This window comes from Chryseobacterium tructae (assembly GCF_030409875.1).
In the GTDB taxonomy this organism is placed as follows: domain Bacteria; phylum Bacteroidota; class Bacteroidia; order Flavobacteriales; family Weeksellaceae; genus Chryseobacterium; species Chryseobacterium tructae.
On sequence record NZ_JAUFQR010000001.1, the window covers coordinates 3,677,419 to 3,704,194 of the forward strand.

General features: G+C 36.2%; 16 protein-coding genes and 1 pseudogene. 6 read left to right on the forward strand and 11 right to left on the reverse strand.

Annotated features, from left to right (window positions below):
• Positions 1–12 precede the first annotated feature (12 nt).
• On the reverse strand, positions 13–843 hold the full coding sequence (locus QWZ06_RS18250; RefSeq protein WP_290300191.1) for a CPBP family intramembrane glutamic endopeptidase: 831 nt from the start codon (positions 841–843) through the stop codon (positions 13–15).
• Between the two features lie 94 nt (positions 844–937).
• Here QWZ06_RS18250 and QWZ06_RS18255 point away from each other — a divergent pair, with 94 nt between their 5' ends.
• The 4 genes and pseudogenes from QWZ06_RS18255 to QWZ06_RS18270 all read left to right on the forward strand — a co-directional run bounded on the left by QWZ06_RS18255 (position 938) and on the right by QWZ06_RS18270 (position 5,402).
• On the forward strand, positions 938–1,660 hold the full coding sequence (locus QWZ06_RS18255; RefSeq protein ID WP_290300192.1) for a hypothetical protein: 723 nt from the start codon (positions 938–940) through the stop codon (positions 1,658–1,660).
• Position 1,661: 1 nt separating this feature from the next.
• Positions 1,662–2,360 (forward strand): hypothetical protein, encoded by a 699-nt coding sequence (locus QWZ06_RS18260; protein WP_290300194.1) that lies wholly within the window; start codon positions 1,662–1,664, stop codon positions 2,358–2,360.
• 200 nt (positions 2,361–2,560) lie between these two features.
• Positions 2,561–4,155, forward strand: a pseudogene (locus QWZ06_RS18265) (peptide chain release factor 3).
• Between the two features lie 299 nt (positions 4,156–4,454).
• Positions 4,455–5,402: a DUF4349 domain-containing protein gene (locus QWZ06_RS18270; RefSeq protein ID WP_290300197.1), complete on the forward strand. Its 948-nt coding sequence runs from the start codon at positions 4,455–4,457 to the stop codon at positions 5,400–5,402.
• 481 nt (positions 5,403–5,883) lie between these two features.
• Here the strand turns inward: QWZ06_RS18270 and QWZ06_RS18275 are convergent, their stop codons facing one another.
• Positions 5,884–6,249 (reverse strand): hypothetical protein, encoded by a 366-nt coding sequence (locus tag QWZ06_RS18275; RefSeq protein WP_089732947.1) that lies wholly within the window; start codon positions 6,247–6,249, stop codon positions 5,884–5,886.
• A 23-nt stretch (positions 6,250–6,272) separates the two neighbouring features.
• Positions 6,273–7,412 carry an acyl-CoA dehydrogenase gene (locus tag QWZ06_RS18280; protein WP_089732945.1) on the reverse strand — a complete coding sequence of 380 codons (1,140 nt, stop codon included), beginning with the start codon at positions 7,410–7,412 and terminating at the stop codon, positions 6,273–6,275.
• 355 nt (positions 7,413–7,767) lie between these two features.
• On the opposite strand from QWZ06_RS18280, the gene QWZ06_RS18285 reads away from it, so the two are divergent.
• Positions 7,768–9,546 (forward strand): AMP-dependent synthetase/ligase, encoded by a 1,779-nt coding sequence (locus QWZ06_RS18285; RefSeq protein WP_290300201.1) that lies wholly within the window; start codon positions 7,768–7,770, stop codon positions 9,544–9,546.
• 247 nt (positions 9,547–9,793) lie between these two features.
• Here the strand turns inward: QWZ06_RS18285 and QWZ06_RS18290 are convergent, their stop codons facing one another.
• Together QWZ06_RS18290 and QWZ06_RS18295 are read right to left on the reverse strand one after the other, a co-directional pair.
• Positions 9,794–10,570 (reverse strand): zinc ribbon domain-containing protein, encoded by a 777-nt coding sequence (locus QWZ06_RS18290; RefSeq protein ID WP_290300202.1) that lies wholly within the window; start codon positions 10,568–10,570, stop codon positions 9,794–9,796.
• Between the two features lie 2 nt (positions 10,571–10,572).
• On the reverse strand, positions 10,573–11,670 hold the full coding sequence (locus QWZ06_RS18295) for a Nif3-like dinuclear metal center hexameric protein (RefSeq protein WP_290300204.1): 1,098 nt from the start codon (positions 11,668–11,670) through the stop codon (positions 10,573–10,575).
• 62 nt (positions 11,671–11,732) lie between these two features.
• Between QWZ06_RS18295 and QWZ06_RS18300 the strand changes: the two genes are divergently transcribed.
• Positions 11,733–12,560, forward strand: a complete 828-nt coding sequence (locus QWZ06_RS18300) for an ion transporter (protein WP_290300205.1) — start codon at positions 11,733–11,735, stop codon at positions 12,558–12,560.
• 304 nt (positions 12,561–12,864) lie between these two features.
• Here the strand turns inward: QWZ06_RS18300 and QWZ06_RS18305 are convergent, their stop codons facing one another.
• The 6 genes from QWZ06_RS18305 to dnaE all read right to left on the reverse strand — a co-directional run bounded on the left by QWZ06_RS18305 (position 12,865) and on the right by dnaE (position 26,506).
• Positions 12,865–14,052 (reverse strand): T9SS type A sorting domain-containing protein, encoded by a 1,188-nt coding sequence (locus QWZ06_RS18305; RefSeq protein WP_435384140.1) that lies wholly within the window; start codon positions 14,050–14,052, stop codon positions 12,865–12,867.
• Positions 14,046–15,662, reverse strand: a complete 1,617-nt coding sequence (locus QWZ06_RS18310; protein WP_290300209.1) for an Ig-like domain-containing domain — start codon at positions 15,660–15,662, stop codon at positions 14,046–14,048. The genes QWZ06_RS18305 and QWZ06_RS18310 overlap by 7 nt, the downstream gene beginning before the upstream one ends.
• A 291-nt stretch (positions 15,663–15,953) precedes the next feature.
• A complete protein-coding gene (locus QWZ06_RS18315) occupies positions 15,954–17,900 on the reverse strand; it encodes a T9SS type A sorting domain-containing protein (protein ID WP_290300211.1) in 1,947 nt (648 codons plus the stop codon).
• A 145-nt stretch (positions 17,901–18,045) separates the two neighbouring features.
• Positions 18,046–18,777 (reverse strand): T9SS type A sorting domain-containing protein, encoded by a 732-nt coding sequence (locus QWZ06_RS18320; protein WP_290300213.1) that lies wholly within the window; start codon positions 18,775–18,777, stop codon positions 18,046–18,048.
• Positions 18,699–21,497: a fibronectin type III domain-containing protein gene (locus tag QWZ06_RS18325; protein WP_290300215.1), complete on the reverse strand. Its 2,799-nt coding sequence runs from the start codon at positions 21,495–21,497 to the stop codon at positions 18,699–18,701. Before QWZ06_RS18325 ends, QWZ06_RS18320 begins: the two co-directional genes overlap by 79 nt.
• A 341-nt stretch (positions 21,498–21,838) precedes the next feature.
• Positions 21,839–26,506, reverse strand: a complete 4,668-nt coding sequence (gene dnaE / locus QWZ06_RS18330) for a DNA polymerase III subunit alpha (RefSeq protein ID WP_290300217.1) — start codon at positions 26,504–26,506, stop codon at positions 21,839–21,841.
• Positions 26,507–26,776 lie beyond the last annotated feature (270 nt).

A 26,776-nucleotide genomic window follows, 5' to 3' on the forward strand; every position in this document is an offset into this window, starting at 1 on the left:
AAATAGTGTTGATTACATTTCAGCATAATGTACTTTATATTTCTTCATAAAAAGATAGTAGAATAAAGCAAAAAGCACAATTCCGACCCCCAAAATCAGCCATTCTGAAACATTAAAAACTTTCGCAAAGCTTTCCTCTTTACCATATAGCACCAATAATGACAACGTCAGATTATTAAATGCATGCAATAATATTGGCATCAGTAAAGATTTTGTTTTATGATATACTAACCCCAAAACACATCCCAGCATTACCGCACTGATAAACTGCCATGGATTTCCGTGAACAACTCCGAAAATAATGGATGCATATAAAATAGCCTTCCATGGTGTTACTCCTTTATTAATTAACCCTTTTTGAATAATCCCTCTGAATATGATTTCTTCAAAGATAGGAGCCATAATGACGGTCATAATAATCATCACTACCGGATTATCGGTTAGCTGACTCATTAGCTGAGTAAAGTATTCATAAAAATCTCCAAAAAAAGGTCCTGAAGTAGGAATCAGTGTTGTAGTAAACTCTGAAATAAACATCATCCCGGCCATCATTGGAAAAATAAGTAGATAGGTAGAAAAATTAACGGACGAAAGATTGAAATTAAGTCTCTTTTGGGTAGTACGTCTTACAATGAAAAAATCAAAGAAGGCAATCGCTGTAACAAACCCTACAGAGTTAGCTACCATCAGAAACCAGTCTTTCAGTTCAAGATTTTCTTTGAAAATCACTTTCCAAAAGGTACTGAATAAAGACACCGCCATCGTTCCCACAAATAATCCAACCACTAAAGTAACAGCGCCCAGCCATGTGAAAGTAAACTTCGGATACCTGCTATTTTCCATTCTTTTTCTCTGTAAAAGTTTATTGAAACAAAGATAATTTTTTTGAATGCCACAAGCAACTAAAAAAGAAAATACTTAATTTAGCCTCATTGCCATGAATATCACCAAAACAAATACAGAAACTCCTTTCCCCGGTGTTGAATCTGAAATTAACCGATGGGTTACTTTTATTCTACAGACAACCTATTGGGGAATGCTTATATTCTTCTTCTGCCTTTTCATTATAGGCCCAGCTTATGGAATCTATAACAAAGGAACTAAAATGATGCTTTCAGTAGCATTAATATCCTGGGGATTCTCACTTCTGATTTTAATTCCTGTCATCCGACAATACATCATAAAAAGAAAGAATATTGCCCATAGAATTGTTATAGACCATACAGGCCTTTTATTTTATAATGTAAAACATGAAATCATACAACACATATTGTATACAGAGCTTCGTTCTTCAAAGCAAAATTTTGATATTTACACAGTTACCCCAATAGGTTCAAGTATTATTCCCTTGCTGGAAGTTACCGTACAGCAAGAAAAAAACGACCCCGAAATCAAGCGTATAGATATGAATCTTCCTCTTCGGGTTCTGAAAAATAAATTCACATTGTATGCTCATTTTATGCATGGAATTGCTGTATTCCGTCCAGATTTAAAAATAGACCCAATCGCTCTTAAAAGCTTCTCCATTGACCCAAACACCTGGCATATCAACAGTAAAAAAGGAGTTTCATTGGGCGGCTGGCTATTTATTTTGGCAGTGATTGTTATTACTTGTATCCTTGTAGGAATTCCATTTTTATTTTATGAATTTAAAAACTGATATGACAGAAAAGTTTCAAACCGTCACCTCTAAAGTGAATAAACCGATCACTTATCTTTTGATGGGAATGATGTGGGTAGTCGTCCTCATTATTGTTGTCCTCATCGGAGTTGTTTTCGAAAATATGTATAGCCACTTTAAAGACTATTTACAAAATGACCTTGGGACTTTTTTCATTCTTATTTTTGCCCAGTTCTTATTGGCATTTTGTTTTGTCGCCATGATTATGTCTTTAATCTATCGAAAAAAAGAACAGGTCCGAACCGCTGTTATAGATCAACAAGGGGTCACTTTTTATAGTAATTTAGGTAATATTATCAATACCATTTCATATCATGACCTGCAAAGGACTAAAAAAGGATCATATGACACTTATATATACAGCACAGGTGGAAAGTATCCTAAAACGTATTTGAATATACATCTTAAAAATCCATCAGGTGAAACTGCAATGACCCGTATAGATTTCAACTTTGAGTATGTTATTCTGAGTAATCAATTTGAAATGTACCGCCAGTTTTTAAGAGGAATCCAGTGTTTCCGGCCAGATCTAAGGATAAATCCACAAACGATTGAACAATATAGTCTTACTCCGGACTTTCCGCCGGTTAAAGACCCCCGTCTATTAGAATTTCTTATTGCATTTCTTTTTACTTTTGCTATTCTTGCATTAATTTATTCTGTTTCGCTGCTCTTATAGCGTTAAAATTATAGTGAGAGATTCATCACATCTTTTAATTACAAAGTAAAACAGGCCATCATAAAACGGGAAATTTGCTTATTAAATTTCATCTTGACATCTTATTATCCAATCTGCCTTTTACCTCTGATTGATATTGTCCTAATTTAAATTTGAAAACCTCATAAAAAATCACGATTTTTGCAACTTCAAAATACGATATGTCAGACTTAATCAAAGAAATACAAAAAAGAAAGACCTTCGGGATCATTTCCCACCCGGATGCCGGAAAAACTACCCTTACGGAAAAACTACTTCTTTTCGGGGGTGCAATTCAGGAAGCGGGTGCGGTAAAATCCAACAAAATAAAAAAAGGAGCTACCTCCGACTTTATGGAAATCGAAAGACAGAGAGGGATCTCGGTAGCGACTTCCGTATTGGCATTTGAATATAGAGATCATAAAATCAACATTCTTGATACTCCGGGTCACAAAGACTTTGCTGAAGATACTTATAGAACGTTAACTGCTGTAGATTCAGTAATTGTTGTTATTGACGTGGCAAAAGGGGTTGAGGAACAAACTGAAAAATTGGTTAAGGTTTGTAGAATGAGAAACATTCCAATGTTGGTATTCATCAACAAACTTGACCGTGAGGGAAAAGATGCCTTCGATCTTTTGGATGAAGTGGAACAGAAACTGGGATTAACGGTTTGTCCGCTTTCTTTACCTATTGGTATGGGGAGTGATTTCCAGGGAATTTATAATATCTGGGAAGACAATATTCAGCTTTTCTTAGAAGAGAAAAAACAAAAAGTTGGAGATTCTATCAAGTTTGATGATATTAATGATACTTCAATAGATGATGTTATTGGAGAAAAAGCAGCGGCTACTTTAAGAGAAGAGCTTGACCTGATTCAGTCTGTTTATCCGGAATTTAATCGTGAAGATTATATGAAAGGTGACCTGCAGCCAGTATTCTTCGGATCTGCATTGAATAATTTTGGGGTTCGCGAGCTATTGAATGCATTTATTGACATTGCTCCAATGCCACAGCCTAAAGAAAGTGACACCCGTTAGTAAAACCGGAAGAAAGTGCTTTCACAGGGTTTGTATTCAAGATCCACGCTAATATGGATCCTAAGCACAGGGACCGACTGGCTTTCGTAAAGATCGTTTCAGGAACTTTCAAAAGAAACGAAAACTATCTATTGGTAAGAGAAGGTAAAAAGATGAAGTTCTCTTCTCCGAATGCTTTCTTTGCTGATAAAAAAGAGGTAGTGGAGGAAAGTTTCCCTGGTGATATCGTTGGTCTTCATGATACGGGAAGCTTCAGAATCGGTGATACTTTGACAGGTGGTGAAAAACTAAGCTTCAAAGGGATTCCAAGTTTCTCTCCAGAACATTTCCGTTATATCAACAACAATGATCCACTTAAAGCGAAGCAATTGGCCAAAGGTATCGATCAGTTGATGGATGAAGGAGTTGCCCAGCTGTTTACCCTTGAAATGAACGGAAGAAAGATCATCGGAACTGTGGGAGCCCTTCAGTACGAAGTTATCCAATATCGTTTAGAGCACGAATATGGTGCAAAATGTACATATGAGCCTCTATCTATGCATAAAGCTTGTTGGGTAGAAGCTGATGAGAAATCAGAAGAATTTAGGGAGTTTGCAAGATTAAAGCAAAGATTCCTTGCCAGAGATAAGTACGATCAATTGGTATTTTTAGCGGACTCTTCATTCACCATCCACATGACTCAGGAGAAATTCCCGAATGTGAAACTTCACTTCATTAGTGAATTTAGAGATCATTAATTAAAAGCCTAGAAGCTACAAGATACAGATCCGCAGAAATTTTTCTGCGGATTTTTTTTGATCACCCCTCCGGAGAATGGGAATGATCACATCTTCAAGTGGAGTTTCTTTTCCTGATACATCTTAAGCTGAATTGTAAGTTCTACACTTGGATGTAAAAAGTGTTTTGTAAAACTCTTGTAAAACAAATACAAAGAACTGAAAATATTACAGTTATCATTTTACGACCATAATACATTCCATTTACAACTGCTTCCGATGCTTCATGACTAATTTTACTTCATCAAAAAAATAATATTATGAAAAAGTTTATCTTACTCATTGCAATTTCAGGTTCTTTTATTGCCTGTAAAAAAGGAGGAGTTTCTCAATCTAAAATGGAAGAAACGGTTAACAGTATAGACAGCACAGCTTCTGTTGCTTCAGATGCTATTGATAATGCGAACAAAATAGCAAACCAGGCTCTTGATTCAGCGAGTATAAGAATAAAAGATATTGAAGGCGCTAAAAACGAAATCCAGGATAAAGTTGAAAGAACATCCAAAATGGTAGATTCTTTATCTGATAAGATTGCTGCTACAAAACTGGAATCAAAAGTTGAGAAAAAAGATTCTGCTTCTAAAAAGTCTGAAAAGATCGTGGTTAATGTTCCTGCTCCTAAAGTTATAAAAGAAACCAAAGTTATTTATAAGGAGAAACCGAAGAATGACAGCTATGAATTGAATATGCCAAAAGATAAAATGGTAAAAACAGGATATCTTGTGGTACGAGCAGATAATGCCGAAACGGTAAAACAAATCATTAAAGAAGAAGCTATTAGAAACAATGGCTATATTAAAAGTGAAAACCAATCTTATATTGAATCGGCCAATCAACGGGATGAAAATCAAAAAGTATACAGCATGGACATTAAGGTTCCAATACAACATTTCGATGGCCTGATGGAAGCATTAAACAGTAATATAGGAGATATTGAAACCAGAGACATTCAGGTTACAGGACGTAATTATACAGACAATACTATTTGCAGCATCAATATAAATATCACCGATAAAACGGAAGCAGAAAAGACGCCTAAAACTTTTGGCGGAAAATCATTGGCTGCCATTGAATCTGGTTGGGATGTTATTACTTCAATATTCCTATTCATCCTTCCTTTATGGCCAATATTCTTGATCGGAGGTATTGGGTACTATTTTTATAAAAAGAAAAAAAACAACAATATTCCTAATCAGGATTCTCACTAGAATTTCAAAGTCCATCCTTGTGATGGATTTTTTGTTTTTTATTTTTAAGTGAAGCTTATTTTAAAACACAGATATCACGGATTTTCGCAGATGCTTGTGTTTGTTGATCTCTAAAATGGTCTATTTTAGGTTTTGGCTAAAGCCGAAGGAATATGATTTAATTATTTATTTGAGTGGGCTAAAGCCCACTCCTATTGATATTGATATTGATATTGATATTGATATGCAAATGGATAATAGATGTTTAATTAAAAAGGAATAAGATCCTTACAGGATGACAAAATTGACTATAATACAATGATTATGATACAAAAACGTATCTATCGCTAAAGAACTACCAGTATTGAGACTTAACAGCAATATCATTCATCATTCATCATTCATCATTCATCATTCATCATTCATCATTCATCATTCATCATTCATCATTCATCTTACTTATTACTCATAAAAAAAGGCTTCCAAACGGAAGCCTTTCAAATTATTTCATATTCACTACTTTGTCTACAACAAACTTTGTGTTACCTCTCCAGGGAAGAGCACCATTATATTCTTTGTAATGGAGATCAAAGGTTTTGCCACTGTTGGTTTCCAATTGTTTGAAAACTTCGGGGTCATCTACAGAAAACTCAAACTCGTAGCTTGTAATGCCTCCCGCTTTTCCTTTTCCAAATCCTTCCTGAATCAGTTTACCTTCATATGTTTTGAAGACATAGCCTTTTTTCATGGCATAATTCAGGTATCCGGATTTCACGCCTTCTCCGAAAACGAAGAAGAACTTATACCATACAAATACTCCTAACAATAGCAGTACGACACCAAGGGTGATCCACAAAGATTTTTTCATAGATAAGTGTGTTTTATTAATTCTTATTTTGCAATACTTCTTGAGATCACGATTTTCTGGATTTCAGAAGTTCCTTCGTAGATCTGAGTGATTTTTGCATCTCTCATTAATCTTTCTACGTGGTATTCTTTCACATATCCGTATCCACCGTGGATCTGTACAGCTTCAATAGTAGTATCCATTGCTACCTGAGAAGAGTATAATTTTGCCATCGCTCCGCTTTCAGAGATATCTTTTCCTGCATCTTTCTCACAAGCTGCTTTGAAACATAGCATTCTTGCAGCAGTGATCTGAGTTGCCATATCAGCTAATTTGAATGCAATAGCCTGGTGGTTGATGATCTCCGTCTTGAACGCTTTTCTTGTTTTAGCATATTTCAATGCCAATTCATAAGCTCCTGAAGCAATACCTAACGCTTGAGAAGCGATACCGATTCTTCCGCCATTCAATACAGCCATTGCAAAATTGAAACCAAATCCGTCAGCACCAATTCTATTTTCTTTTGGAACTTTTACGTTATTGAAGATCAAAGAGTGAGTATCACTTCCTCTGATTCCCAATTTATCTTCTTTTACCCCAACTTCAAAACCTTCCCAACCTCTTTCTACGATGAAAGCGTTGATTCCTTTATGTTTTTTCTCAGGATCAGTTTGTGCAATTACGATATAATATGTAGCTGTTCCACCGTTAGTGATCCAGTTTTTAATACCATTTAAAAGATAGTAATCTCCTTTGTCTTCAGCAGTCGTTTTCTGAGATGTTGCATCAGAACCAGCTTCAGGCTCAGATAAAGCAAATGCTCCGATTACCTGTCCACTTGCAAGAGGGGTAAGATATTTTACTTTTTGTTCTTCAGATGCAAATTTTTCAAGACCAGCACAAACCAATGAATTGTTTACAGACATTACAACTGCTGCAGAGGCATCTACTTTTGCAATTTCTTCCATTGCCAGCACGTAAGAAACGCTGTCCATACCTGCACCACCGTATTTTGGATCCACCATCATTCCTAAAAGTCCCATTTCGCCCATTTTCTTCACCTGCTCTACAGGGAATTTCTGGTCGCGGTCTCTTTCAATAACTCCAGGTAATAGTTCGTTCTGTGCAAAGTCTCTTGCCGCTTGCTGAATCATCAGCTGTTCTTCCGATAAATTAAAGTCCATAAAAAAAATAATTAGATAGCCGTAAATTTACACTTTTTAAGCAAATCTGAAAAAATAAATTAAAAGCGAGGAAAATACTGATGCAAAGGGAGATGGAAGAGCTATGAGGTGCAAGATTCGAGACGTATGATTTTATGATATTAATGGCTTATAGAACAGATAATGGTATTATCCATACAATCTAACTGGCAATAAAGCCGGATCAGATCATTAATCCGCTTTGTGGCTCCCAGAGCCCATTTCCAGAAGAATTGCTATGGTACACATTCAACTTATCTCTAATTATCAGATTCAAATGTATACAATTAAAAAAAATGCTTATATTTAGATTTCTTTATAAATTATTTAAAAAATCATGACGATCAAGAGATTATTCGATATTCCACACTACGCTTTAGAAAAATATCCTAAAACGGATATGTTTGTAACGAAGTATCATGGTGAATGGAAAAAAACTTCCACCCAGGAGTTTATTAATGAGGGAAATAAGATATCCAGAGGATTGCTGAAGCTAGGAATAAAGCCGGGAGATAAGATCGCTTTGATAACCACCAATTCCCGTACTGAATGGGCTATTATGGATTTCGGGCTATCCCAGATCGGTGTTGTTTCAGTTCCGGTATATCCAAGTATTTCTCCGGAAGATTATGAATTTATCTTCAATAATGCTGAAATCCAGTATTGCTTTGTTTCAGACAAAGAACTGCTTAATAAAGTAATGAAGGTAAAGCACAACATTCCAACTTTACAGGGAATCTTTACTTTTGATAAAATAAGTGGTGCGGCTAACTGGAGCGAAATTCTGGATCTTGGCAAGGATGAATCTACCCAAATTGAGGTGGAAGATCTTTCCAATGCCATTCATACGGAAGACTTAGCCACTATTATTTATACTTCAGGAACTACCGGAAGACCTAAAGGAGTAATGCTCACTCATAACAATATTGTTTCCAATGTATTAGGCTCCATTCCAAGAATTCCTAAGAAAAAAAGTCTGGATTACAAAGAGACAAGAGCATTAAGCTTCCTTCCCATCTGTCATATCTTTGAAAGAATGCTTTTTTACCTTTATCAATACAACGGTTTTTCCCTTTATTTTGCTGAAAGCATTGATAAAATGGGGGAAAATGTAAAGGAAGTGAAACCTCATTACATGACCGTAGTCCCAAGATTGGTAGAAAAAGTATATGATAAAATCTACAATACCGGTTCTTCTGCGGGAGGTTTAAAATCAAAAATCTTCTTCTGGGCTTTGAATTTAATTACTAAAAAGAAATCAGTTTCAAAACCATCAGGTATTCAAGAGCTTATTGCAGATAAATTGGTTTTCTCTAAATGGAGAGAAGGGCTAGGAGGTGAAATTGTCACCTTAGTTTCAGGATCTGCAGCCTTATCTACAAGACTGAATTTAATGTTCCAGAATGCGGGAATTCCTATTTTGGAAGGATACGGTTTAACGGAAACATCTCCTGTAATTTCTGTAAATAGTTTTGAAAAAATGAAAGTAGGAACCGTTGGAGTTCCTTTGGATAATCTACAGGTAAAGATTCAGGAAGATGGTGAAATTACAGTGAAAGGGCCATCTGTTTTTAAAGGTTACTTCCAAAATGAAGAAATGACCAAAGAAACATTTACACAAGATGGATTCTTTAAGACGGGAGACATCGGTCATATTGATAGTGACGGATTCTTACAGATTACTGATCGTAAGAAGGAAATGTTTAAAACATCCGGCGGAAAATATATCGCTCCACAAACTATTGAAAATTTAGCCAAAGCATCGAAATTCATTGAGCAGATCATGGTAGTAGGTGATGGTGAAAAAATGCCGTGTGCCTTGGTACAACCTGATTTTGAATTTGCTAAAAGCTGGGCTATGAGAAACAACCTCAACATTGGTTCTACTCCTGCTGAAATTGCCAACAGCACAGAACTGAAACAAAGGATTGAAAAGGAAATCGAAGGAATCAATGAACACCTTGGAAATTGGGAGAAAATTAAAAAGATTGAGCTGACTCCTGAGATCTGGAGTATTGAATCCGGACTTCTGACTCCTACGCTGAAGCTGAAGAGAAAGGCGGTAAAAGAGAAGTTTATTGCCCTCTACAATAAGATGTATGACCATCAGGATTAAATAATATCAACCGCTTCATTTTTGAGGCGGTTTTTTTGTGAGGCTTTACTATAGGTTTTGGCTAAAGCCAATGGAATTGGTTGTTTTTTTATATAAATGGGCTAAAGCCCATTCCTATTGATTTTTTATTTCTCTCGCGGATCTAGCTGATTACGCTTATTTTTTCAACTGTAATCTTTGTCATTCCGTAGAAAACAAAAAAGCTGTCTCAAAATGAAACAGCTTTTGTATTGTTGAAAATCAATAATTAGAATTTAATTACAGAGTTCATTCTTTCGTTTTCTTCCATTACCAACTCATCGTCAACAAGAATTTTTCCAGAGTGTTCATCAATGATGATTTTCTTTCTCTGAGCAATTTCCATTTGCTTTTGTGGTGGAATAGTGAAGAAAGATCCTTTTGGAGCTCCTCTTTCTAATCCTACTACAGCAAGACCGTTGATAGAGTTTGTTCTGATTCTGTTGTAAGAAGCTAATAATCTCTCGTCAATTTTCCCTGCATATTCTTTAGATTGCTCTAATAAGTATTCTTCTTCCTTTTGAGTTTCAGAGATCAAACCATCCAATTCTTCTTTCTTGAATTTTAAGTGGTTTTTCAAATCGTCGATCTTTGAAGTTAGTTCACTTAAAGTTTCGTTTTTGTGAGCAATTTTAGCTCCGAATTCTTTAATTCTCTTTTCAGCAAGTTGGATTTCAAGATCCTGGAATTCGATTTCTTTTCCTAATGCTTCAAACTCTTTATTGTTTCTTACATTATCCTGCTGAGATTTGTATTTCTCAATTAAAGTTTTTGCATGGTTAATCACTTCATGCTTTGTTTTGATCTGATCATCCTGATCTTTAATGTCTGCATGAAATTTTTCAGCTCTCTTTTCAAGACCTTCAATCTCGATTTCAAGATCTTCAACTTCAATTGGCAATTCTCCTCTAGTATTTCGGATTTCATCCAATCTTGAATCAATGATCTGTAAATCGTATAAAGCTCTTAATTTTTCTTCAACTGAAATATCGTTGGTTTTTGCCATATTTAAATGAAATAATTTACTGGGTTTGTTTTTTCAATAGATTTTGAAATTGCAAATGTACTAAATTTTTGTGATAAAATTTCAAATAATTGTTGAGTTACAAATTGTTCTGATTCATAATGTCCTATATCACAGATCAACATTTTAGACTCGGCTAAAAAATAGTCATGGTATTTAAGATCTCCGGTAAGATAGGCATCACATTTTTTGGAAACTGCAGAGCGTATTCCACTGGCTCCAGAGCCTCCCAGAACCCCTACTCTTTTAATTTTTTTGTTATTAAAAGCTGAGTGTTTTATCATTTCGAGACCAAATTTTTCTTTTACAAATCCCAGGAAATCTTTTTCCTCCATTTCTTCATCCAGATCACCATACATTCCCAAACCAACGTGATGGTTTTTATTATCAAGACTGTATATCTGATGAGCTACTTCTTCATAGGGATGTGCATCTTTCATTGCCCCCACAATTTGCCCCTGCTTAAATCCTTCAAAAATCACAGAAATCATATCTTCATCGGCATTCTCCCGAATGTTCTGCTGCCCTGAAAATGGATTTGAACCTTCAACAGGTCTGAATGTACCGTTTCCATTAACAGTAAAGCTGCATTCATCGTAAAACCCTATGCTTCCTGCTCCGGCAGAGAACATTGCTTCTTTTACTTTCTCTGAATAATCTTTAGGTACGAAAACCGTCAGTTGTTTTAAATTATTTTCCTTGGGCTGAAGAATTTTCATATTCTTTAATCCCAATTGACTGCATATTCCATGGTTTACCCCAAAGAAATCATTATCAAAGGCAGTATGAATGGCATAAATGGCAATTTTATTTTCAATAGCTTTTAAAACGGCTCTTTCCACATAATTTTTCCCGGTTAAAGATTTCAGTCCGGAAAAAATAATAGGATGAAAACATACAATCAGGTTACAGTTTCTCTCAATAGCTTCATCTACTACATTTTCCAAGGCATCATGACAAACCAGAATTCCGGATACATTCCGGTCAGGAACTCCACATAACAACCCTACGTTATCAAAATCTTCTGCCTGCTGCAACGGAATGAGCCTATCTATTTCTGCAATTACTTTTCTTATTGTCATTTTATTCTGTATGTTTGCTACGAAAATAACGATAATTTGTTAATTTAAAAAAACATTCAAAAATGGAAAGAGAGCACAATCTTGTTCCTGAAGATTCTTTATGGAAAAGATACCTTTACAGGATCATTTATCGCTCTGATACAAGGCTCGGAAAACTCTTCGACATTATATTATTATCTTTAATTCTTGTAAGTACTGCCATTATTATGATGGAAAGTGTACCTCAGCTGGATAGAAGATTCCATTATACATTTCTGATTCTTGAATGGATTATTTCTATTTTTTTCACGGCAGAATATTCTATGAGAATTGCAGTGCTAAAAAATAAAAAGCACTATATATTCAGTTTCTTCGGAATCATAGATTTCCTTGCTCTGGTTCCATTTTATCTTAGTTTTTTCTTTCCGATCACCAAGTATTTTCTGATCTTCAGAATGCTGAGAATGCTGAGAATCTTCAGGATTTTCAATTTATTGGACTTCATGAATGATGGCTATCTTATTGTAAGAGCTTTAAAAAACAGTTCAAGAAAAATTTATATATTCCTTCTGTTTCTGATTATATTTTCAGTGATTGTAGGCTCGCTGATGTTTATGGTGGAAGGTGGCCGACAAGGGTTTGAAACGATTCCTCAATCTATTTACTGGGCTGTAGTCACTGTAACTACCGTGGGATACGGAGATGTCTCCCCTATTACTCCTTTAGGAAAGTTTTTTGCCGTTGTCCTAATGCTTGCCGGTTATTCCATTATTGCTGTTCCTACCGGAATTGTAACGGCTGAAATGCGAAACAAAAGACAAAATCTAGAAAAGGTATGTGACCGTTGTGGCAATGAGGACATTGATGATGATGCAAGGTATTGCAAACAATGTGGCAAGAAATTAGCTTGATATCTGGTATTAGTTAAATCTATTCACCAAATACCACAAAATCATGGAACCAAAAAAGAAAAACAAACCGAATAGCTTAGTAATCATTCTTTTTGCATTAATCGCACTGATGATTATAATTTACTTTATTCTCGTCATGTTCTTTCCAACTGTTTTCGACCTTATGAATACGGGAGATATACAACCAGTACCAGACAAATAATACGTAATAGATCAATTACAATAAAAAAGATGAGCAAAATATTTCGCTCATCTTTTTTTAATCAAAAGGCATTCGTTATTGGGTTGAATGCTTTATAAACTTTTATTTCTTTATGGTTTTAATTGTTTGTGTAGTACCATCTTTCCTATTTAAGACTACCAGATACATTCCTTGTTTCAAGTCTCCTAAGTGAAGAACAGAAGAAGGTTTTTCAATTGTTTTCACCAATCTTCCGGAAAGATCCAATATGAAGACTGATCTCACCTGATCTACTTTTGAAATATTCAGAATCTCAGCGAATGGATTTGGATACAGCTTGACTTCGTTCTTGGTCTTAGTTATTTCAGAAGTTCCCAGCGTTTCTTTATTAATAGCGATAGTAAATGTTCCCTCTAGATAATCTTCTTCGTCATCGTAATGTCCTATATTAACGTAGTATACTGTCCCTGCCACTGTTGGAAGAGACATTGTTTCCGTTTCACCCGTTCCTTCATTATCTACAGTATTTACACAAGTTAAACTCCCACATGTTCCGTTATACACTCCTATCTGAGGATCAAAATTGCTTTCGGAAGGCATTGAAACAGTAATATCATAAACAGTTCCATCTCCAGTGAAAGTAAACCACGTCCCATCATTCATCCCATTAGAACACATATTAATAAATCCGCCATTATTGGTAGCTCCTGCGGCATCAGATTGAGTATATGTATAAGGAAATACTGATGCTACCAAAGCGCCGGAGCAATCATCATTTGCAGGTGGTGGTGGAATTGTTCCTACACAAATATCAAAACTTTGCGCTGCACCAGACCCTCCAGCAGTATACACTCTTATATAATAAGTCTGTCCTGTGGTAAGACCTGAAATGACCTTCATATCGTCATAATCTGAACATTCAACACTGGTCAGACTGCTACAATCACCATTGAGAACCTGAAATAAAAGAGAGTAACTAGATACAGTTCCTATAGACACCATATTACTTAACGAAACGATATGGCTACTTGAAGTTGCAGTAAACTTAAACCATACATCATCATCCGCTTCCCCATCACAAGGATCAACAGTTAGGTTTGAATCAGTTGCTCCAAGGGTGTGTCCAGATGTTTTATTTCCACAATTCATATCAGGATTCACTGTTAAAGAAACTGCCGCAGTACATTCATCGTTTAAAGGCGGCGGAGGTAATGTTCCAATACAGATATTGAAACTTTGAGCCGAGCCAGATCCTCCATAACTGTATACTCTTACATAATAGGTATTTCCTACAGTAAGCCCATCTATGATTCCATAATCAGGATCTGAACAAAAACACTGGTTAAACTATTACAATCTCCGCTTAAAACCTGAAAATAGATATCTGAACTGGTTCCCGTTCCGGCAGGTTGTACATTTTTGAGTGAAACAATATGAGATGAATGTGTTGCTGTAAATTTATACCATACATCATCATCAGGATCACCATAACAAGGATCCGGTGCTATCCCTGAATCGGTTGCAGAAAGTGTTGTTCCTGCCGTAGTAGATCCACAACTCATATCCGGATTTACAGCCAGAGTAACTGCAGCTGAACAATCATCATTAGATGGTGGTGGTGGCAGTGTACCAATACATATATTAAAGCTTTGTGCAGATGCAGCTCCTTCAGCATAACTAAAAACTCGTACATAATAAGTATCTCCGGGGTTAAGCCCATCAACAGTTCCTGTATTAGGATCTGAACATAAAATACTATTCATATTTCCACAACTTCCACTAAGAACCTGAAAATAAGTATCGATATCTGAATTGGATCCAACGGAAGTAATATTTTTAAGAGAAATTATATGGTTGGAAGCTGTAGCAGTAAATTTATACCATACATCGTCATCAGGATTACCATAACAAGGATCTGATGCCAATCCGGAATCTGTTGCAGAAAGCGTAGTTCCTGCTGTAACGACATCACAATTAAGATTTGGATTTACAGTCAATGTAATAGCACCACTACATTCATCATTAGCCGGCGGTGGCGGGATTGTTTTAAATTTTATAATAGAACAATCTGAAGATTCACCTCCTGTTCCCACTGAAACTACTCTAAGATAATAAGTTGTATTAGCAGAAAGCGGAGAAGAAGGGGTAAAACTTGCAGTGGTTACAGTTTGCTGATTCACAACATCTGTTCCGCCCGGTGTAGTCCCTATAGAAACTTTATAGCTTGTAGCTCCTGATGACATTGCCCACGTGATTGCAGGAGACTGTGGTATAAGAGTGGCATTATTTACCGGATACATCACAGAGGCACATGTAGGTATTGGACTTGGACTAAGCCCTGCTATGCTGGTAACCGCTCTGTATTCTTGCAAGATTCCTTCGGGAGGGCTTGAGGGATCGGGATCATTGCCATCTGTTCTATATAAAATAGATCTGTTTTGAGCATTTGGAAGGTTATATACAGTAAATGTATTATTATCAAAATCATAACCCGAAGTATTTTCATCTACTGCAATCACCAGATTCTGGACATTATCATAGGCAAAGGGAGTAGAAAACATAATCTCTATTACTCCATTTGTATTGGTAACGGTTCCTGAAAAAACTTCTGTAAGATCTGCAACAGAAGTCCAATCACCTCCTGAGGAAAAGTTTGTCTTAGAAGTATGTCCGAGATAAACTACCCATGCTGAGGAATCTTCGAAGCTTGCAGAAGGATTTGCATAGAACTTTAGTCCTGTAATATTACCTGCAGCACTTGCGTTAATTTCCTGCTTAGTAAAAATTTGTTGAGAATAGGAATAGTTATAATTCGTGTTGATCGGAACATTTCCAACCGCTGTGCTCCCTTCCCCTAGGGTTATCTGAGCATTTAAAATTAGGCTTACCATCAGTAAGCACCAGAGTAAGATTCTTTTCATATATATATATTATTTTGGGTGTTGAATTCAATTAGAAAATTAGTAATAATTCAAACAAAACATTAAAAACCAGTCATACAACAAGCAAAAAAACATCAAATAATTATTTTTATATCATAATTAAACTCATTTATTGATTATTTTACACATTTAACCTAAAATTAGAATAAAATTTAAAGCCACTTATCATTCCAAGACCATCTATCTTTAGATAAAATCTAATATTTATACAAACTATAATTACAAAAAAAAAGACGAATCTAAAATGATTCGTCTTTTTCAATAGTTTAATTATTTTTTAATTGCTTTAACGGTCTGTTTAGATCCATCCTTCATATTTAACACAATGACGTATACGCCTTGTTTCAAATCTCCTAAATGAAGCTCCATAGAAGGATTTTCGATAGTTCTCACCAATTTACCTGAAACATCCAGAACAGAAACTGATTTTACCTGATCTGCCTTTGCAATATTCAGTACTTCGGCAAACGGATTTGGATATACCTTAATTTCATTCTTATCCTTAGAGGATACTTCAGAAGTTCCAAGACTTTCCTTATTAATTGTGATGGTAAATGTACCTTCCATTTGATCTGCATAGTTACTATAATGCCCTACATTTACATAATACACAGTTCCTGCTACAGTAGGTACGGAAGCTGTTTCTGTACCGCCGGCAGTTCCATTATCAGCAGTTACCTCACAGCTCAGGCCACCACATACACCACTATATACCCCTATTTGAGGATCAAAAGTACTTCCTGCCGGCATTGAAACTTTAATGTCATAAACAGTACCATCACCTGTAAAGGTAAACCATGTACCGTCATTCATCTTGTCTGGGCAGGTTTCAACGATTCCGTCATTATTGGTAGCTCCTGCAGCGTCAGATTGTGTATACGCATAAGGGAATGTTGAAACAGTTAAAGCTCCAGAACAAGCATCATTTACAGGAGGTGGAGGAAGTGTTCCTACACAAATATCAAAGCTTTGAGCTTCTCCTGCTCCACCGTCCGTATACATTCTTAAGTAATAGGTCTCCCCTACAGTAAGCCCAGAAATAATTTTCATATCATCATAATCTGAACATTCAACACTTGCCAAACTGGCACAATCCCCGTTTAATAGCTGAAACATAAGCGAATAGCTATATTCTGATCCGATAGAAACATTGTTACTAAACGAAATGGCATGAGTATCTGAAGTAGCAGTAAATTTATACCATACATCATCATCTGCCTCTCCATAACAAGGATCTATAGATAGATTTGAAGGAGTTGCTCCAAAAGTATGTCCAGATGTTTTATTTCCACAATTCATATCCGGATTTACTGTTAATGTAATCGCTGTAGTACACTCATCATTCGAAGCAGCTGAAACTTCGGTGCTGAATTTTGTTTCTGAACAACCTGAAGATTCTCCTCCCGCTCCCACAGCTACAATTCTTACATAATAATTGGTATCAGAAGTAAGAGGAGCTGATGGTGTAAAACTTGTAGTACTTACAGATTGCTGATTCACAATATTTGAACCGCCAGGGGTAGTTCCTATAGATATTTTATAGCTTGTTGCTCCAGGTGATGGATACCAGCTTATTTCTGAAGATAATGGTACCATAATCGCATTATTTGCCGGAGACATTAGAGAGGTACACGCTGGCGTTGTATTAGGAGTTAATCCGGTAAAAGTGATCACAGATCTATAATCAAGCAAACTTCCATAGTCAGGAGTTGAAGGATCAATATCTTCAAAGCTACTTATCGTACTAATTGTGGTTTTAGTCGCATTATTAAGCTGATGTACATAAAATACTCTATCATCATCATATTCCGAATTATTTTCATCAACTGCAACGACAAGATTCTGTGTATTATTATAAGGAAAAGGAGTAGCAAAGGTAAGTTCTACCATTCCGTTTACATTACTCACGGTACCAGCATATACTTCTGTAAGATCCGAAACAGGAACCCAATCATTATCATCTGCAAATTCAGTTTTAGAAGTATGTCCCAGATAAACAACCCAATCTGATGAGTTCGTTATATCTCCTGCCGGATCCAGGTAAAATGTAAGACCTGTAATATTGCCTGCAGCATTCGTATTGATTTCTTGTTTCTTAAAGATTTGTTGAGAGTAGGAATACTCCCAATAGCTGTCAACCGGAACTTTCCCGACAGTAGTGCTTCCCTGTCCTAAGTAATTTGAGCACTTAAAATCACGCTCATCATCGACAAGCACATAAGTAAGATTTTCTTCATATACAATTTTTTTAAGGTGTTAATACATTTGCCAAATTAATAATAATTTTAACACAACATTAAAAAAATATTAAAAAAAGCAGTAACTATTAAGTTACTGCTTTAAATTATTATATTAATCGGTTTTACCTCTTAATAACTTTAATAGTTTGTTTCGATCCATCTTTCATATGAAGTACCACCAGATACATCCCTTGTTTAAGGTCTGATAACTGAAGGACTGAAGAAGGAGTTTCAATAGTTTTCAATACTCTACCTGACACATCTATGATCTGAACAACTTTTACTTTAGAAACATCTGTAATATTCAGAGTATCAGAGAATGGGTTAGGATAAACTTTGATTTCATTCTTAACCGTTGCTACTTCAGAAGTAGAAAGGTTTCCAGCCTGATACACAAAGTCATCAATCAATACACTATTAGAAGGAACTCCCGTATGTCTTAATACCAGTTTATTAACCCCAGCAGGAACTCCTGTAATATTTAAAGAATAATTATCAATGACAGAAGTACTTGATGCAGTATAGGTATCCAATACTACAAATGTAGAAGTATCTGTAGGGTTCGTTAAATACCCAATCTGAACAACTCCACCAGCAGTAAGATTAGCTCTTCCTTTAAAGCTGAGTGTTGCATTGTTAGAATCCAACCCTACAAGCTCAGGCGTTGAGACCATAGCTATACTTGTATTACTACTGCTATAAATATATAGAGCATTAGGAGCACTTGCAACAGTTGTTGAATAAGCATATACTTTCACATTAGAAACAGCATTTCCTATGCTAGTCCAGCATGTAGGAAGAGCATCAACAGGAATTGTATCAAAGTTTGAGAATACACTTGTAATGGAGCACATGCTGTAGCAAATGTTGCTGCCTGTGACCAAATACTCTTATTGGTAGCACTGCATGCTGAGCGAACCCATACATAATAAGCGGTACCAGGGCTAAGACCATTTAAAACAGTACTTGTAGTAGTACTTGTTCCTGATATAGCGACATTAGCAGTAGGCACTGTATTATTGGTAGAATAATAGTACTCATATCCATTAGCAGGTAATGAAGCAGGAGCATTCCAAGATAGATCAGAGGTAGTACCAGTAACATTTGCAACCACTGGAGAATCTGGTTCCATACATGTTGGTGTAGGTTCTACGATGAAATCATCAAGATGGAAATAAATATCAGGCGAAGTAGAACTTGTAGTGGCTACAAAAGCCACTTTAATAGTACCAGAATATGCTGAAAGATCAATAGTTTCTGTTTGACCTATATTAGAATAGGTTCCGGCACCTGTATACGTTTTTATAGCATTAGTATTGCTCCAGGTAGTTCCTCCATCTGTAGAAATAATTACTCTAACCTGGTGTGTTCCTAATGTCGACTGAGCTGTGGTACCTGAATAACTTGTAACAGCCATTCTATATCTAATTCTGTTAGCTCCAGGAGTTGCTCCAAGATTGATTGGTTGAGAAATTAACCAATCACCAGTACTTGTTCCGTATAAATTTAATTTTACGGCCGTATTAGTGCCTGTATTAGCAAAACCTGGTGCAGCTGTCCATTTACTGCTTCCATATGTTAAAGTAGAATTAGCAGTCACATCCCCTTTAGCAGTAGACCAGCATGTTGGAGTCAATGTACTGAACCCTTGTGAAATAGTTGGTATATTTTCAGCGCCGCAAACCGTTGTAAAGTTACGCTCAGTACATGAAGCAGAAGTACTTGTCGGGGTATAGGCGTTTACTGTATAATAATATTTTGTAGTATAATTAAGTGCAGCAGAAAGGGTATATGAGGTAATATTTCCAACATCCACATTATTCATCACGTCAGTTCCACCAGCTGTTGTTCCGATAGATACCTTATACCCTGTTGCATCCGTTACAGCAGTCCATGTGATGGTTGGTGTAAGAGAGACTCCTGATGCCCCTGATGCAGGTAACGTCACTGAAGGACAACCAATATTTTTTGTAGTAAATGATACTTCTGTACATCCACTTGCTGTTCCGGTACTGTTTGCAGGCAATATGGTTGCGTAATAAGTCGTACCATATAATAACTGGCTAGCTGCAGGGATAGTATAAGTAAGTACATTTCCAACATCTACCCCAGCGATCACATTGGATCCACCTGGTGTAGTTCCCACCTTTAACTTATATGATGCTGCATTAGGCGAAGCATCCCATTTAAAACTTGGAGTAACTGCTACTCCTGTTGATGCATTGGCAGGAGCCGTAATAGGAGAACAATCAGGAACAACTGCCACAGCAGAAACTTTAATATTATCCACATAGATATCATCACTTCCGTTATCTCCTTTCGCTAAAAACCTTATGATAGCATTAGGGCTGGAAGATGCTAAATTCACATAGTTTGTGACCCATGGTGCCGTTGATGAAGTAACTCCAAATGGCGCCCCAATATCGGTAAAGGTCGTTCCATTATCTGTTGAAATTTGTATTTTCAAAACATCTGTTCCGGATGGATTTGCATAGTCAAAACTTAGAATCCTATCTCCTGAACCCGACGATAGATTAATATACAAGTCCATATACCCTGAAGCATATTGACCGTTATAAGAATGGAATCTTGCCGTAGGAGCTACTGCAGATCCTCCAATTGCTACAGACCCACTGGTACTCGTCCATCCTGAAGTAGATGTAAATCCACTGCTTGAAATATCACTTTGCCTCCAGGAATTATCACCTCTTGACGGCCATGTTCTCCAATAATTAGCATTAGGCAAATCTAAGGTAGAATTACCATTTTCCCATGTACTGAAAGTTTCAGTAAAAGGCAAAGTGGCAAAGGTATTAGGCGCAGATTGCCATGTTCCCGGAGTAAAAGTAAGGGTTAATCCTGAAGCAGGAACCGTTGTTCCATTACTCGTCCCTAAAGTTAAGCTGGAAGTAATGGAAGTGCCCACAGCGGGTGTCGCCCAATTTGTTCCGGTAAAATTATTAATATCTGACCCTTCAGATCCTCTTATCCCTACCTGTCCAGAAAGTGTAGAACTTCCGGAAACACAGTTCCCATAGACGATAGCTACCGCTCCTGTGGTAAGATTCAACTGAATCTGAAAATTCAAAAGTTGAGCAGCAGATCCTGAATTCCCCTGCAAATCGGTAAATTGTACAATAAATTTATTACCTACTGTTTCATATGCAATTTCAGAAGTTGACGTATTTGCATTTCTTAAATTTACTGAAAACCCAGCAAAAGCAGCCTCATGAGTAGTGGGAGAATTATCCGTAGATAATGAGCTATACGTTGTATTAGTTGTTGCCGACCCCAATGTAACAAAACCATTATTGCTGATATAAACAGAATTATAATTCTGGTTATTATATCTAAAAACGGAAGGTAAAGGAATCGCTCCCGATACTAAATCCGTAGCCAGTGTAGCACCCGATTGCCATACAGTTCTACTTGCAGATAATGGGGCATACGTTTCGGAGGATTGGGTAACTCCATATCCGTTATTCGTGTTAGGGGTTGCCATTTGTGGTGGCCCTACTTGTGCGGACACGCAATAATAGAAAGCGGTCAGGCACGTGAGTAAAATTCTCTTCATAAATTAGTAATAATAGTTAGGGCGATAAATTTAAAAAATATTTAACTAAATATCATAAAATATTAAAAAACATTATCTAGTGAATTAAAAATAACATTTATTTTTAAATAAAATTAAACAATTATTTAAATTTAACATTTATTCATCAATCATTTATTAAAAATATAAAACACTAATTATCAATAAATTAAAAACAAAATAGCATAAATTCCTATTAGCGAAAAAGCTCAAACTTAACATAAAATAATATTTTCGTATAAGTCAAATAATATCAGTTATTTAATCTATTTAAACAAAAAAAGTGGCCAAAAGCCACTTTTCAATTTCTTGTATTTTTAGTTTTAGTTCAAATAGAACTCATATTTATTAAGTAATTGTATCTCCTTGATCAAATCTCCATTCAAATCTACAGAATGCTTCATAGACTGAACTTCAATATGAGAATCATCATCAATATTCTTGATAAAGAATTTTAGTTTCTGATTTCCTTTGTTCCGATCCAATACTGTTCTAAAGAAATCCAGATCCTCAGGCCTTACATCCATCACATCCATCACCAGGGAAATACTCTTCGCAAACCTTTCAAATGCCTCTTGAAGTTCAATCACATCATTTACGTTCACAAAGACTCTACCATCTTTTACCTGAGCAAATTTTATTTTAAAAATAACAAATCTTTGTACCTCAAGCTTCTCTTTTAATTTCATATAATCCCTATCCCCTAGCCTGAAGGAGTATGAGCCGGAATAATCTTCTAATGTCACAAAAGCAACTTTTTCACCACTTCTGAAACCATCCTGAACCCTATATTCCGTAATTAAACCCGCTACAGTATACTCTTTTCCGCCACCGCCATTTTCTCTTTCTTTCTGAAGTGTTTTCCAATCTTTCTTTTTTTCTTCAAATAATTCATCTTGCTTATTGGCAAAAGCCTGCTCTTTGTAAGCATCTACCTCATCAAGATTTAAGAATAAGAAATTTCCTTTCGGCTCTGCCTTTTTGGTGGTTTCTTCTATCACAACTTCATCTCCTACAGACAATTCATCAGAGACAATTTCAGTAAGATCGGTAGCCTCATCCGGCGAATCCTGCTCAAGAACAGGGGCTTCGTCAGTAACTATTTTCTCCTCTTCTTCTTTTTCCAGAACTGATTTCTTGGAAAGTCTTCCCTGCATAAACTGGAATTGATATTTAAACTCATCCAATGGATGGGCAGAAAGATAGAATCCGATAGTTTCTTTTTCCTTATTCAGCTTATGCATATTAGGCCATTCAGGGCAAGGAGGTAATTTAGGCTGCTCAATTTGAACCTCATCAGCAAAATCTGCAAACAAGGAATGCTCCATTTCATTTTTACTTTCCTGGAAACTTTGTCCGTATCTGATCAACCTTTCCAGATTGGTTCTTCCTGCCATATCAATATCAAAATACTGACCTCTGTGGAAAGCATCAAGTTCATCAAAAGCTCCGGCAACCACTAAACTTTCCGCTACCCTTTTATTCATTTGGGAAGGCATTATTCTTTCAAAAAAATCATAGATATTTTTAAACCTTCCGTTTTCTCTTTCTCTGGTAATCGCTTCACTTGGTCCTTCTCCAATTCCCTTAATAGCACCCAGACCAAAACGGATCTGACCTTTTTCGTTTACAGAGAATTTATATTGAGATTCATTCACATCCGGTCCCAAAACATCAACTCCCATACTTTTACAATCCTCCATGAACATGGTAATTGAATCGGTATTGTTAATGTTATTACTCATTACACTCGCCATATATTCAGCAGGATAATTTGCTTTTAAAAAGGCTGTTTGATAGGCAATAAAAGCATAACAGGTCGAGTGAGATTTATTGAAGGCATATTCTGCAAAGGCTTTCCAGTCATTCCAGATCTTTTCTAATCTTTCTTCGTTTAGATTATTTTTTCTACCTCCTTCAATGAACTTAGGGTACATTTTGTTAAGAACATCGATCTGCTTCTTACCCATTGCTTTTCTCAGCGTATCTGCTTCACCTTTCGTAAAGTTCGCCAACTTCTGAGAAAGAAGCATCACCTGCTCCTGATATACGGTAATCCCGTAGGTTTCCTTTAAATATTCTTCCGTTTCCGGCAAATCATACACAATCTCTTCAATACCATGCTTTCTATTGATAAAGTTTGGGATATATTTAATGGGTCCCGGACGATAAAGAGCATTCATGGCAATAAGATCGGCAAAAACAGTAGGTTTAAGCTCCCTCATGTATTTTTGCATCCCGGGACTTTCATATTGGAAAATCCCAACTGTTCTTCCTTCTTTAAATAACTGATACGTCTTAGTATCATCCAGTGGAATAAGATCCGGATCTATATCTAATCCATATCGTGCTTTCACTAATTTTAAGGCATCTTTAATGATCGTCAGTGTCCTAAGACCCAGGAAGTCCATTTTCAGAAGACCTGCACTTTCTGCCACCGAGTTATCAAACTGAGACACCAAAATATCAGCATCTTTAGCAGCAATTGTCACCGGAACCAAATTACTTACATCTTCCGGAGTAATAATTACACCACAAGCGTGAATACCAGTATTCCTGATACATCCTTCCATCTTTTTAGCACTTGCCAAAACTCCATGACGGGAATCATCAGGACTCTCCAGAACATATCTCATTTCATCAACAAGCATTTGTTCTTCCGGTTTCAGTTTATCATATTTTGCTAATGCTTTCGCAATATTCATCCCTGGTGTAGAAGGAATAAGTTTAGCAATATTATTCGTATCAGGAATCGGAACATCCAAAACCCTTCCAGCATCTTTGATCGCCGATTTTCCACCAAGTACAGAATATGTGATAATCTGTGCTACCTGAGTTTTACCGTACTTTTCAACTACCCATTTGATAATTTTATCTCTTCCTTCATCATCAAAGTCAATATCAATATCGGGCATCGAAACCCTTTCCGGATTCAGAAATCTCTCAAAAAGGAGGTCATATTTAATAGGGTCTACGTTGGTAATTCCAATACAATAAGCAACAGCAGAACCTGCCGCGGAACCTCTTCCAGGGCCTACCCAAACGCCCATATTTCTAGCTTCATTGCAAAAATCCTGTACAATCAGGAAGTATCCCGGATATCCGGTGTTAGCAATTACCTCGAGTTCAAAATCAAGTCTTTCTTTAATTTCAGCAGTAATTCCCGTATCCTCGTATCTTCTTCTCGCTCCTTCATAAGTAAGATGGGTAAGATAAGCCATCTCCCCTCTTTTTCCGCCATCTACCTCATCTTCTGCATGGATAAATTCTTCAGGAATATCAAATTTTGGAAGAAGAACATCTCTTTTTAAGGTATAAGGTTTAAATTTTGCAAAAAACTCTTCATACGCTTCAAACGCATCCGGATAAGCAAGAAAGGTCGCTTTTATTTCATCAGAGTTCTTCATATAGTACTCTCTTGTTCCCAATCCTCTTCTCTTACCAAATCCCTTTCCAACAGGTGTTGTCAGCTTTTCTCCGTCTTTGATGCAGCTTACAATATCCTGAATATTAGCATCATCTTTATTGGTATAAAAAGTTTCATTTTGTGCTAAAATTTTAACGCTATATTTATCAGCCAGATATAAAAGAACCTCATTTAAGTGCTCTTCTTCAGGTAAATTATGGTTTTGAAGCTGAACATAAAAGTCTTCGCCAAAAGTTTCACTCCACCATTTGAAAAGTTCCTCTCCTTTCTGTTCCCCGGTATTTAAAATTGCATCAGGGATATCTCCCATAATTCCGGAAGTCAGGGCAATAATACCCTCTTTATATTCAGCAATTAATTCACGACTGATCCTTGGAACTCCAAAATAGAAACCTTTTAAGAAACCGATACTTGAAAGTTTTGCTAAGTTTTTATATCCGTTAAAATCTTTTGCCAACAGCACCACTTGGGTTCTCCTATCCGGATCATCTTTGGTAAACTGCTTTTGCTCGTAGCGTTCTGAAATATAAAATTCACATCCGACAACAGGGATCAATGGTTCAGAAACCGGTTCCGCTTCATTAAATTCAGTTCCATTTTCTTCTGCCTCCTGTTTTTTAGCCAGATATTCTTTATGTTTTTTAGCCCTGTCTCCATTTGCGCCTTCCACTGCAGAAACAAACTTAAAAGCTCCCATCATATTTCCAAGGTCCACCATTCCGACTGCCGGAAAGTTTTCATCTGAAGCTTTTTTAATTAAGTCATTAATGCTGGTAGTAGCCGTAAGGGTAGAAAAAACACTGTGATTATCAAAATTGAAATATTTTCCTAAATCAATTTCCTCAATACTTCCGAAATCCTGCTGCTTCTTCTTATTATGAAAATCTGCAACCTGTCTTCTTATAACAATATTGAAAGGCTTAATCGGATCAGGATAAAGGCTCTTGAAATAAGCCAACTGATCTTCTGAAATTTTTAATGTTTCAGCAGGAACAACTCCAATCCTTATCATTTCAAAGAATGCTCTGGCTGTCGCATTCACGTCGGCAGCAGCATTATGGGCTTCATCAAATTTATTCCCATATAACTTTTCATAAAGTTCTTCCAGTTTCGGAGATTTATATCGGCCACCTCGACCTCCTCCAAGCTGACAGTAGTCTGTTCCCAGAATCATTGTATCAGCCTTGGGCTTTTCCTGAAGGTTGTCTTTTATATTTTTTCTATAAAATTCCGCTCCCACAATATTGTAATCAAATTCAACATTGTGTCCGGAAACTACTCTTATCTTTTCAAGAACCTTAGAAAACTCTTCTAAGATCTCCTGCAGGTCGCGTCCTTCTTCATGAGCTATTTTCGTGGTGATCCCGTGAATCCTCGCCGCATTAAAGGGAATATCGTACCCTTCAGGTTTTATTATATAATCCTGATTTTCAATTAAATTACCATCATCATCATGCACCTGCCATGCAATCTGTACCATTCTTGGCCAGTTATCTGAATCTGAAAGGGGTGCATTGAAATTTTTTGGTAAACCTGTTGTTTCTGTGTCAAAAATTAAATACATATAATTTTCTAACTTTTTTATAAAAAAGAGAATGTAAAGTTACTTCATTTTTTCCAATTATTCATTTGAAAAAGTAGTTAAAGACTCATTATATTCTCTAAGAAAAATCAAAAAAAACACCCGTATTGAACAATATTTTCTATTGATTTTGGTCAAACATCTATTTTAAGTCAAATTTTATTAAAAAATAGGACTTAATTACCTTTTCCAGACCTACTCACTCTCTCAACTTGAATGAAAATAAAACTATTAAAATTTAAAACAATTTAA

What these genes read in the sequence shown, in the direction of transcription:
- QWZ06_RS18250 (WP_290300191.1), bottom strand. Translation starts at nt 843, where the DNA reads ATGGAAAATAGCAGGTATCCGAAGTTTACTTTCACATGGCTGGGCGCT.
- QWZ06_RS18255 (WP_290300192.1), top strand. Translation starts at nt 938, where the DNA reads ATGAATATCACCAAAACAAATACAGAAACTCCTTTCCCCGGTGTTGAA.
- QWZ06_RS18260 (WP_290300194.1), top strand. Translation starts at nt 1,662, where the DNA reads ATGACAGAAAAGTTTCAAACCGTCACCTCTAAAGTGAATAAACCGATC.
- QWZ06_RS18270 (WP_290300197.1), top strand. Translation starts at nt 4,455, where the DNA reads ATGAAAAAGTTTATCTTACTCATTGCAATTTCAGGTTCTTTTATTGCC.
- QWZ06_RS18275 (WP_089732947.1), bottom strand. Translation starts at nt 6,249, where the DNA reads ATGAAAAAATCTTTGTGGATCACCCTTGGTGTCGTACTGCTATTGTTA.
- QWZ06_RS18280 (WP_089732945.1), bottom strand. Translation starts at nt 7,412, where the DNA reads ATGGACTTTAATTTATCGGAAGAACAGCTGATGATTCAGCAAGCGGCA.
- QWZ06_RS18285 (WP_290300201.1), top strand. Translation starts at nt 7,768, where the DNA reads ATGACGATCAAGAGATTATTCGATATTCCACACTACGCTTTAGAAAAA.
- QWZ06_RS18290 (WP_290300202.1), bottom strand. Translation starts at nt 10,570, where the DNA reads ATGGCAAAAACCAACGATATTTCAGTTGAAGAAAAATTAAGAGCTTTA.
- QWZ06_RS18295 (WP_290300204.1), bottom strand. Translation starts at nt 11,670, where the DNA reads ATGACAATAAGAAAAGTAATTGCAGAAATAGATAGGCTCATTCCGTTG.
- QWZ06_RS18300 (WP_290300205.1), top strand. Translation starts at nt 11,733, where the DNA reads ATGGAAAGAGAGCACAATCTTGTTCCTGAAGATTCTTTATGGAAAAGA.
- QWZ06_RS18310 (WP_290300209.1), bottom strand. Translation starts at nt 15,662, where the DNA reads ATGAAAAGAATCTTACTCTGGTGCTTACTGATGGTAAGCCTAATTTTA.
- QWZ06_RS18320 (WP_290300213.1), bottom strand. Translation starts at nt 18,777, where the DNA reads ATGTGCTCCATTACAAGTGTATTCTCAAACTTTGATACAATTCCTGTT.
- QWZ06_RS18325 (WP_290300215.1), bottom strand. Translation starts at nt 21,497, where the DNA reads ATGAAGAGAATTTTACTCACGTGCCTGACCGCTTTCTATTATTGCGTG.
- dnaE (WP_290300217.1), bottom strand. Translation starts at nt 26,506, where the DNA reads ATGTATTTAATTTTTGACACAGAAACAACAGGTTTACCAAAAAATTTC.